Below are 8,770 nucleotides of genomic sequence, written 5' to 3' on the forward strand. Positions count from 1 at the left end.
CCGCGCTTTGCGCGGCGCCGGGCCCAACCAGAGGAGATGTCTCACAAGAGACATTGACGATGGGCGGGAGCCTCACACTTCGAGCGTCTTAATCACCCAGCTTGGCGTGAATCTCATCTAGATCGATCTCACCCGTCGGCATTTTGTTGGCGGGATTCTCGAAATCATACTTGAACAGTTCAAAATCCTGTTTGTAGATCTCGTAGACCAGATGCATCGACAAATCGTCAAAGTAATCCTCGACCGGATGCACGCGTTTTGGCCCATGGCCTTCGGATTCGTTGAAGCGCGGGATTTCGGACAGAGTCACGGGATGCGAGGTTTCAAGATTGTCCAATACACCCTGCATCCCATAGTTGAACTTCTCGGTCCAAAAAATCCGATCATATCGCCCGCCATTAGCGATCAGCGTCGAGACATGGCCAGACATGGCAGACCAGTGAATGTCGGGGTCCATCGGACGCCGCCAACGGATCGTGTCACGTGCAAATAACAGAAACCGGCGGAAACTGGCGATCTGATCGAACTCGCCTTTGCCATCGTCACCGCCAACCTCGATTCCATAGTTGTAAATCAGCGTTGGCACCAGATTGCCGCGATATCGTTTGCCGTTGCGCTGGATGCCACAGATCTTGTCAAAAAAGGAACTGAGAATGCGTGTGTAGGGATTACGCACGCAGGTGAATGTATAGGACTGGTGCGATTGAACATTTCTGGCAATCGGATCCTGACTGGCACCAAAGGCCCACTTGTGCATTCCGTCCTTGGCATCGTGAATGTCACCATCAAAGAAGCTGCCATGATCCGAGAAATACATGATTTGCCCGATCGTCGAACAGGCGCATTTCGGCACAACACGGTAGACCATGCTTTGACTTTCGGTCATCCACGTTCCGGGAAAACCCATCTACTGCGCCTCCTTAGCCAGTTATCGCATTGATACTCCGGCATTTTGACCCAAAGAACCAAAAATATTCTGTTTATTCAATCGCTCATCCTCAGTATCACGGTTGCAATTGGGCAGAAACGGGGAATTACGAGACGCAAATGGCAAAGATTGCCTATATCTTGCTGTGCCACAAAGATCCTGACGCGATCATTGCGCAGGCACGTCAGCTGACGGCTGCCGGCGATTGTATGGCGATCCATTTTGACGCCCGCGCCAACGATACGGATTATGCGCAGATACGCGACGCCCTGAAAGATAACCGCAATGTCACATTTGCAACGAAGCGGATCAAATGCGGATGGGGCGAATGGTCACTGGTTCAGGCCACGCTCCATGCATTACAGGCGGCGGTGGATCAGTTCCCAAGGGTCACCCATTTTTACATGCTGTCCGGCGATTGCATGGCAATTAAAACCGCCGAGTATGTGCACAGCTTTCTTGATGAACGCGACATGGATTTCATCGAAAGCCATGACTTCTTCGAAAGCAATTGGATTAAGACCGGAATGAAAGAAGACCGGCTGATCTATCGTCACTATTTCAACGAACGCAATCAGCCGCGCCTGTTCTATGCCGCATACGAAATGCAAAAGCGTTTCGGTCTGACCCGCGGCATACCTGCAGACCTGCAGGTCAAGATCGGTAGCCAGTGGTGGTGCCTGCGCCGTCGCACAGTCGAGATGATTCTGGACTTCCTGCGCCAACGCCGCGATGTGGTCCGGTTTTTCTCGACCACCTGGATTCCGGACGAGACGTTCTTTCAGACGCTTGTTCGCCACCTCGTCCCGAAGCAGGAAATCGAAAACCGTACACTGACATTTTTGATGTTTTCCGACTATGGCATGCCTGTCACCTTCTACAATGATCACTATGACATGCTGTTGGGGCAGAACTACCTGTTCGCTCGCAAGATCAGCCCCGAGGCCCATGAGTTGAAGGAACGGTTGGGTCAGCTTTATGCCAGCGAAGGGGTCACGTTCCACATCTCGAACGAAGGGCGTAATCTGTATCACTTCCTTGCCGGTCGCGGTCGGGTAGGACGACGTTTCGCTCAGCGCTTTTGGGAGGTCGGCAATACGTTAGGCCCCGAGCGGCAGGCGTTTCTGATTGTTTGCAAGAAGTGGCATGTCGCCAAACGGCTTGTTGACCAGATCGCGTCGGAAACCCCCATTCCCTGCATCGAATACATCTATGATGAGCAGGATACGCCATTGCCCGATTTGGGTGGAATCGAGACGACCCTGATTAAGCGGTCGCGCCATCGGCGGGCCGTTGCACGTATGTTGTTCGATTATTTCCAAAGCGACAGGCTGGTACTCTGCGTAGATCCGGCCAATCTGGACGTCATTCAGGATTTCTGTGCAGATCAGGCCCAAACACGTGTTCTGGAAATCGAATGTGCCTATTCAGATGAATATCTGACGGGTCATGCCCATCGTGTCGGTCTTGCGGGCCAGAACAGCTCACAGGATTCTCTTGCACGCCTGCTACCGACCCTTCGCAATGCGCTGGCTTACGAATCCGAATTAATCCGCAGTACCCAGAATGATGGGCTGTTCCATTTGCGTGAGGCGGCGGAACGTTCGGAGAATGAGGTGATTATTGCGGAATTTCTGGGGATCAGTGCCGATCAGGCCAAAGCGATCATGCAACTGGATTACCTGTTCGCTGATTGAATCCGGCGGCACGATCAGGTGCCGCCGGACATTCGCGTTCAGATGTCGAATTTGACACCCTGCGCCAATGGCAACTCGGCTGAATAGTTTACCGTGTTGGTCTGACGGCGCATGTAGGCTTTCCAGGCATCTGATCCGCTTTCGCGCCCGCCTCCGGTCTCCTTCTCGCCACCAAATGCGCCACCGATCTCGGCCCCGGACGGGCCGATGTTCACATTGGCAATCCCGCAATCCGACCCGGCCGCTGTCAGGAATTGCTCGGCTTCGCGCATGTTCAGTGTAAAAACGCAGGACGACAAGCCCTGTGGCACGTCGTTCTGAATCTCGATCGCCTCGGCAAAATCGTCATAGCCCATGACGTAAAGGATCGGAGCAAAGGTCTCGGCCTTCACAGTCGCGGTCTGGCCCGGCATCTCAACGATGGCCGGTTGCATATAAACACCGCCCGGTACATTTTCGGTCACGCGCTGACCTCCGAACACGGCACCACCCTCGGCCTTTGCTGATTCAAGCGCTGCGGTCATCGCATTGCCCGAAGCTTCATCCACCAACGGCCCAATCAACGTACCCTCGGTCAACGGATTACCGATGGGTAGACCTGCATAGGCTTTCTTCAGACGCCCAACCAGTTCCTCGCGGATCGAGTTGTGTACAATCAACCGCCGCAGTGTCGTACAGCGCTGCCCTGCTGTCCCGACAGCCGAGAATACGATCGCGCGCACCGCCATTTCCAGATCAGCCGACGCCCCAACGATCATCGCGTTATTGCCGCCGAGTTCCAGAATACACTTTCCAAAGCGCTGCGCCACAATCGGCGCCACCGCGCGGCCCATCCGGGTCGAGCCGGTGGCTGAAATGATCGGCACATCCTCGCTGGCAACCAGCGCCTCACCCAGATCGGCACCACCGATCAGGGTCTGCAAAAGCCCCTCGGGGGCGTCACCAAACCGGGCCAATGCCCGCTCAAAGATTTTCTGGCAAGCCAACGCGGTCAGTGGCGTTTTCTCGGACGGTTTCCAAACTACCGGATCACCACAGACCAGGGCCAGCGCAGCATTCCACGACCATACCGCCACGGGGAAATTAAAGGCCGAGATCACTCCGACCGGTCCCGCCGGATGCCACGTTTCCATCATCCGGTGACCCGGGCGTTCCGAAGCAATGGTCAGACCATAAAGCTGCCGCGACAGACCAACAGCAAAATCGCAGATGTCGATCATCTCCTGCACTTCGCCCAGACCTTCCGAGGTGATCTTGCCTGCCTCCCAACTGACAAGCGCGCCAAGGTCGTCCTTGGCGGCCCGCAGCTCTTCGCCCAGCAGGCGGATCAACTCACCCCGGCGCGGAGCCGGCACAACGCGCCATTCCTTGAACGCCGCTTTCGAGCGGGCAAAGATGGCCCCCATCTCGGAAACCGGAGTTTCGTGAACCTCGGCCAACAGGCTGCCATCTATCGGAGAGGTCACCCGCAGCGACCCGCCGCTAAGCTCAGCTGCAGTCAGGTCCAAATTCGCAAGCGTGGTTTCAGCAGTCATTATAATGTCTTTCATATCTCAAGCCGCCTTGTTTTGTTCGGTAACGTCACCGGCGCGATAAAGCCGGCCAAATTCGGTGTTCAGGAAATCGGCAAGCTTTACCTGCTCTTGCCGAACAAAGCCTTTCGAGGGCAGAACCCCTGTCCGCATCAGATCGACGACACCCAATACGCCTGCCGCAGTGGTTACTTGGATCGCACTCCAGACTTGTCCATCGATGGTGCGCGCAAAGGATTTGTTGATCAGGGATTTCTCACGCAACGTGCCGTCAACGATGCCCTTTGCAGTGCAATAGACCAACACGACGTCTTGATCCGTACGCGGCAAGGCCGTTTCAAAAATCTCTTTCAGCAGATCGCGGCGACGCTCTAGTCCCAGGTCACTGAGCAACAAGCGCAAGATATCCCGATGGCCCGGATAGCGGATCGAGCGATAGGATACCGCCTTCGCCTTACCGTCTAGCGTCTCGGGCAAGGTGCCCAGCCCGCCCGATGTATTGAAGCACTCGTACTCGACTCCGTCATGGCCGATCAGCTCATAATCTTCGAGGGGGGCTGTCTTAACCCTCTCGCCATTCACAATGGCATCGCAGGGGTTGCAGTATTCGTTGATTAGCCCATCGGTTGACCAAGTCAGGTTATATTTCAACGCGTTGGTCGGATAGAGCGGTAACGCCCCGACCCGCATATGCAGGCTGTCGATTTCATCGAACTCCGCCGCCAGCGCAGCGCCTGCAATCCCGACAAACCCGGGGGCCAACCCGCATTGCGGCATAAATGCCGTCTCGCTGTTCTGCGCCAGCTCGCGCACCGCGTTGGTGGCGGCGACATCTTCGGTCAGGTCAAAGTAATGCGCCCCAACAGTTTTAGCTGCGCTTGCAATTGCCGGTGTCAGAAAGAACGGCGCGGCAGAGATCACCGCATCAAAACCTTTAAGGCCTTTCTCCAAGCCCGCGCTATCGCTGGCATCAATCTGCCGCGTAGAAATGCCCCGCTTCTTGAATGCTGACAGGGCCGCAAGATCGTGATCGGCAACAGTCACCGTGTAATGTGCCGAGGTTTTCAGCAAAGTCGCGATCATCTGACCGATCTTCCCCGCCCCGACTACGCAAATATTCCAGCTCAAAACGCGCCTCCATTCTGTGTTTCTTTTGATTATGAAGGGCGACTTGTTCGGATTGCAGATCGTATCTTGACGAAATGAGGTAATTTTCCGTCATTTTGCCGTATTCCGCGTCACTTTGCTAAATAGCTTATTCGAAAATGACTTCGAACATGGTCGAAGTCACAATCGTTTCAGCGCTCCTTTGAAGTGATTGTACTATCAGGTATGACAGGACCATTGTCGGCTATACAACGCGGGCAATCGCGGTTCGCCCAAGCATATAGGTGCCTTCAATGAGATTTCTCCGTGTCCTGCTTACCTGTTTCGCATGCCTGCTTCCTTTTGCAGCTCTGGCCCAATCCGCTGAGGCACCTGCCGCTGGGATTTCGTTAGAGCTCAATGCCTTGGAAGACGTTGGTAGTGCCTGCAGATTGACCTTTCTGGTGACCAACCAATCCGGAACCACTATCGATGAAGCCGTATTCGAGACGGTGATATTTGACACCGAAGGCAGTGTCGTTACCCTCTCGCTTTTTGATTTTCGCGACTTACCTTTGGATCGCCCACGTGTCCGTCAGTTCGATCTGCCAGAGATGTCTTGCACGACTGTTGGGCGCGCATTGATCAATGGCGCGAGTTCATGCGTGGTAAAAGGCTCCCAGAGCGACATCTGTCAATCGACCCTAACGCTCAGCAGCCGGATTGAAGTGGAGTTGCTTGGATGAATATTCTCTCTTCTCTTCGAGAGATCCTGACCCTTGGCGGGCCCGTTGTGGCTATCCTTATTGTCATGTCGGTCCTGACCGTAGCAGTTAGTCTTTACAAGCTTTGGCAGTTCGCAGCCTGTGGCGTAGGGCGGCACAAGATTCTGTCACAAGCGCTGCAAGCCTGGGATGCTGGAGATCGAGCCACTGCACGCGCGCGCCTCGCACAGAGCAGCAGCTATCTTGCACCGCTTGTCGAAGCCGCGATGGACGCGCCGGACACTCCTGATCTGGACGCTCGACTGGATGCCGAAGCTGGATTGGCGCTGGCCGGGCTGGAGCGCGGATTTCGGCTTTTGGATACGGTCGCCCAGCTTGCACCCCTGCTTGGATTGTTCGGAACAGTTTTGGGAATGATCAATGCATTCCAAAGCCTTCAGTCTGCCGGGTCTTCTGTTGATCCGTCATTGTTGGCAGGTGGCATCTGGGTTGCTCTGGTAACAACAGCCGTTGGCCTTGCGGTGGCAATGCCGACTTCAATGGTCTTGTCTTGGTTTGAAAGCCGAACTGCCCGGGAACGGGTGTTTGCGGACAAAGCACTGCGCACGGTTCTGGTCCCGAACAACTCGAACCAGGCCGCCTCAGGCAGGACCGAGATTCTGAACGCTGAACATGCGTAACACGGCTCCCTTTGTAAGACGACCGATGTCGATGACCCCGCTCATAGATGTCATCTTCTTGCTGTTGCTGTTCTTCATGTTGTCTTCAACCTTCTCAAAGTTCGCGGAAATCGAAATCAGCAGCGCAACCTCAGGAGCATTAGCCTCGGCTGAGCCGGTGGAGAGAATTTTCATTCAGATCGGCGCAGAGCGCGTGACTTTGAATGGCGAAACGCTGACGCTGGATGAGCTGTCCGCGCTGATCGGAACCGGTCAGGCTCTGGTAAGCCTTGATGCCGATACGTCCGCCCAAAGGCTTGTTGATTTGCTGACCAGGCTGCGTGGCCGCGATGGCTTGACCGTCACGGTGTTGGAGTAGACCGATGATCCGCTTTGGTCGCCCAAGCCGCAAACGAGACTCGACCATCCCTCTGATCAACGTCGTCTTTCTGATGCTGATCTTCTTTCTGATTGCAGGCACTCTGGCACCACCGCTTGATCCCGAGCTTCAGCTTGTCGACACATCGGAACTCGAAGGCCGCGACCCTCCCGATGCGCTTGTCTTGAACGCTGATGGCATCCTCAGCTTTCGCGGAGTGCAAACCGACCCTGAGGCTTTCATGTCCAGCCATGATGACGGACCGGTCAGGATTGTCCCCGACCGCAATGTTTCAGGCCAACGGTTGATGGAGGTAACCGGTGCCCTTCGACGGTATGGCGCGCCGTCTGTGTTCCTCGTGACCCAGCAGGCTTTAAAATGATCCGGAAGTCAGCAGCCATCGCTGCGTTGGCGGGTGTGCTTTCGCTTGTCCTGCATATCTTTGGGATCAGTTTCTACGGTTCCAGTCTGCCAGAACTGCGGGCCAGTGAGGAATCGGTCAGTTTGATCGAGCTTGGCAACACATTCGAGGAATTCACCGAAGACACGACGGACCCGGTGCAGCCGGACTCTGCTGAAGGCCCCGAGCCTCCGGTTGAAGACACTATTAAGCCCGATACCGCCGACATCCCGATCAGCGATACACTCGTCGCTTCCCCCAATCCTCAGCAGGTATCTTCACCCGATGTCGGAGCGCCCGTCGCCCCACGATCAGAGCTACAAGAAGAGGTGCCGACCAAACCGGTCGCCCCGTCCAATCCGGAACCAGCCACAGACGCAGATACCTCCGTAACGTCAGCGGTCGATCCGGAACCCGAGCGCTTGGCAGCTTTACCGCCCACAGACGCCTCAACTGCGCCGGTCCCTCCACTCGAGAGTACGGCAGTCGAACCAGAAATCCCAAGTTCGGTCGATGAGCCAACAAACGAGCCACCAGAAGAACAAGCCGCGCCTTCCGATCAGGCCGTATCTGTTTCCAAACGCCCCCGCCTCCCGGACAGAAGGCCCGCAACGGATACGCCAAAATCGCTCGATGGGTTCAGTAACTTCGACAATTTGCGCAACCCTACGCAAACATTGGAGTCGCCGCTTAGCCTTTTTCAAAAGGAAGGGGCTGACCCGTTCCGAACCAGCAGTGGCCGAAATCAATCCTCGGGTCGCGGCGTTGGAAACTCCGATACCACTAACTATGCCGGACAAGTCCTGGTCCACCTCAATCAAACGCCCGTCGTCTATGTCCCAGTCCGCGGGTTTGCGCAGGTATTCTTCGAAATTAATCCTGATGGATCACTGGCTTGGGTTGATATCGTCGATAGCTCTGGCTCACCTGAAATCGAACGCGCCGCCAGAGATCAGGTCATCCGCGCCGCTCCATTTCCCCGCCCACCAAGCGGGTCAAGCCGCAGGCTATCGTTTTATTACCAAAATAGTTGATACCAAAGACAGCAATTCGCCGAACCAGTTGATCGTTCCCTGAATGCTTCAACACGCTCAAGCGAGAGGATTTCGATCGGTCATCACGGTAAGGTCACCGTGGGCGAAGCACAGAAGTTGGCAAAAAAGAGCTGATTTGACTGCTGCCCAATGACGGACAGCTTACCATAGAACTCGTTGGGGAGTTGGCGGGTCTTTTGGCTCTTGGTACACAGCGGAACGCCCGCAGCGTTTATGCTACGGGCTGTGTTTGGATTTTCTAAAGTTGGTTGCGGGAGCAGGATTTGAACCTGCGACCTTCAGGTTATGAGCCTGACGAGCTACCGGGCT

The 8,770-nt window shown here is 55.3% G+C and carries 9 protein-coding genes; 6 read left to right on the forward strand and 3 right to left on the reverse strand.

Annotated features, from left to right (window positions below; all coding sequences use genetic code 11):
- Positions 1-88: 88 nt before the first annotated feature.
- On the reverse strand, positions 89-907 hold the full coding sequence (locus ACR0JG_RS20625) for a sulfotransferase family protein (RefSeq protein ID WP_480572503.1): 819 nt from the start codon (positions 905-907) through the stop codon (positions 89-91).
- A gap of 140 nt (positions 908-1,047) precedes the next feature.
- On the opposite strand from ACR0JG_RS20625, the gene ACR0JG_RS20630 reads away from it, so the two are divergent.
- Positions 1,048-2,625 (forward strand): DUF5928 domain-containing protein, encoded by a 1,578-nt coding sequence (locus ACR0JG_RS20630; RefSeq protein WP_480572506.1) that lies wholly within the window; start codon positions 1,048-1,050, stop codon positions 2,623-2,625.
- Between the two features lie 38 nt (positions 2,626-2,663).
- On the opposite strand, the gene amaB is transcribed toward ACR0JG_RS20630, so the two are convergent.
- The gene (gene amaB / locus ACR0JG_RS20635) at positions 2,664-4,175 is read right to left on the reverse strand and encodes an L-piperidine-6-carboxylate dehydrogenase (protein ID WP_480454505.1); all 1,512 of its coding nucleotides are present in this window, start codon (positions 4,173-4,175) and stop codon (positions 2,664-2,666) included.
- 3 nt (positions 4,176-4,178) lie between these two features.
- The gene (locus ACR0JG_RS20640) at positions 4,179-5,285 is read right to left on the reverse strand and encodes a saccharopine dehydrogenase NADP-binding domain-containing protein (RefSeq protein WP_170395124.1); all 1,107 of its coding nucleotides are present in this window, start codon (positions 5,283-5,285) and stop codon (positions 4,179-4,181) included.
- A 272-nt stretch (positions 5,286-5,557) separates the two neighbouring features.
- Between ACR0JG_RS20640 and ACR0JG_RS20645 the strand changes: the two genes are divergently transcribed.
- Genes ACR0JG_RS20645 through ACR0JG_RS20665 form a run of 5 tightly spaced genes read left to right on the forward strand, consistent with a single transcriptional unit; the run spans position 5,558 to position 8,440 of the window.
- Entirely contained in the window at positions 5,558-5,989 is a 432-nt protein-coding gene (locus ACR0JG_RS20645) for a hypothetical protein (protein WP_480572509.1), read from the forward strand.
- Entirely contained in the window at positions 5,986-6,648 is a 663-nt protein-coding gene (locus tag ACR0JG_RS20650; RefSeq protein ID WP_480572512.1) for a MotA/TolQ/ExbB proton channel family protein, read from the forward strand. The genes ACR0JG_RS20645 and ACR0JG_RS20650 overlap by 4 nt, the downstream gene beginning before the upstream one ends.
- A gap of 31 nt (positions 6,649-6,679) precedes the next feature.
- Positions 6,680-7,006: a biopolymer transporter ExbD gene (locus ACR0JG_RS20655; protein WP_170613597.1), complete on the forward strand. Its 327-nt coding sequence runs from the start codon at positions 6,680-6,682 to the stop codon at positions 7,004-7,006.
- Between the two features lie 4 nt (positions 7,007-7,010).
- Positions 7,011-7,388, forward strand: a complete 378-nt coding sequence (locus ACR0JG_RS20660; RefSeq protein WP_170408723.1) for an ExbD/TolR family protein — start codon at positions 7,011-7,013, stop codon at positions 7,386-7,388.
- On the forward strand, positions 7,385-8,440 hold the full coding sequence (locus ACR0JG_RS20665; RefSeq protein ID WP_480572517.1) for an energy transducer TonB family protein: 1,056 nt from the start codon (positions 7,385-7,387) through the stop codon (positions 8,438-8,440). Before ACR0JG_RS20660 ends, ACR0JG_RS20665 begins: the two co-directional genes overlap by 4 nt.
- Positions 8,441-8,770: the final 330 nt, after the last annotated feature.

The sequence above is a fragment of the Ruegeria sp. AD5 genome, from assembly GCF_056542345.1.

Bases quoted from the DNA above. Each gene is read 5' to 3' on its own strand.
- ACR0JG_RS20625 (WP_480572503.1), bottom strand. From the start codon at position 907: ATGGGTTTTCCCGGAACGTGGATGACCGAAAGTCAAAGCATGGTCTAC.
- ACR0JG_RS20630 (WP_480572506.1), top strand. From the start codon at position 1,048: ATGGCAAAGATTGCCTATATCTTGCTGTGCCACAAAGATCCTGACGCG.
- amaB (WP_480454505.1), bottom strand. From the start codon at position 4,175: ATGAAAGACATTATAATGACTGCTGAAACCACGCTTGCGAATTTGGAC.
- ACR0JG_RS20645 (WP_480572509.1), top strand. From the start codon at position 5,558: ATGAGATTTCTCCGTGTCCTGCTTACCTGTTTCGCATGCCTGCTTCCT.
- ACR0JG_RS20650 (WP_480572512.1), top strand. From the start codon at position 5,986: ATGAATATTCTCTCTTCTCTTCGAGAGATCCTGACCCTTGGCGGGCCC.
- ACR0JG_RS20655 (WP_170613597.1), top strand. From the start codon at position 6,680: ATGACCCCGCTCATAGATGTCATCTTCTTGCTGTTGCTGTTCTTCATG.
- ACR0JG_RS20660 (WP_170408723.1), top strand. From the start codon at position 7,011: ATGATCCGCTTTGGTCGCCCAAGCCGCAAACGAGACTCGACCATCCCT.
- ACR0JG_RS20665 (WP_480572517.1), top strand. From the start codon at position 7,385: ATGATCCGGAAGTCAGCAGCCATCGCTGCGTTGGCGGGTGTGCTTTCG.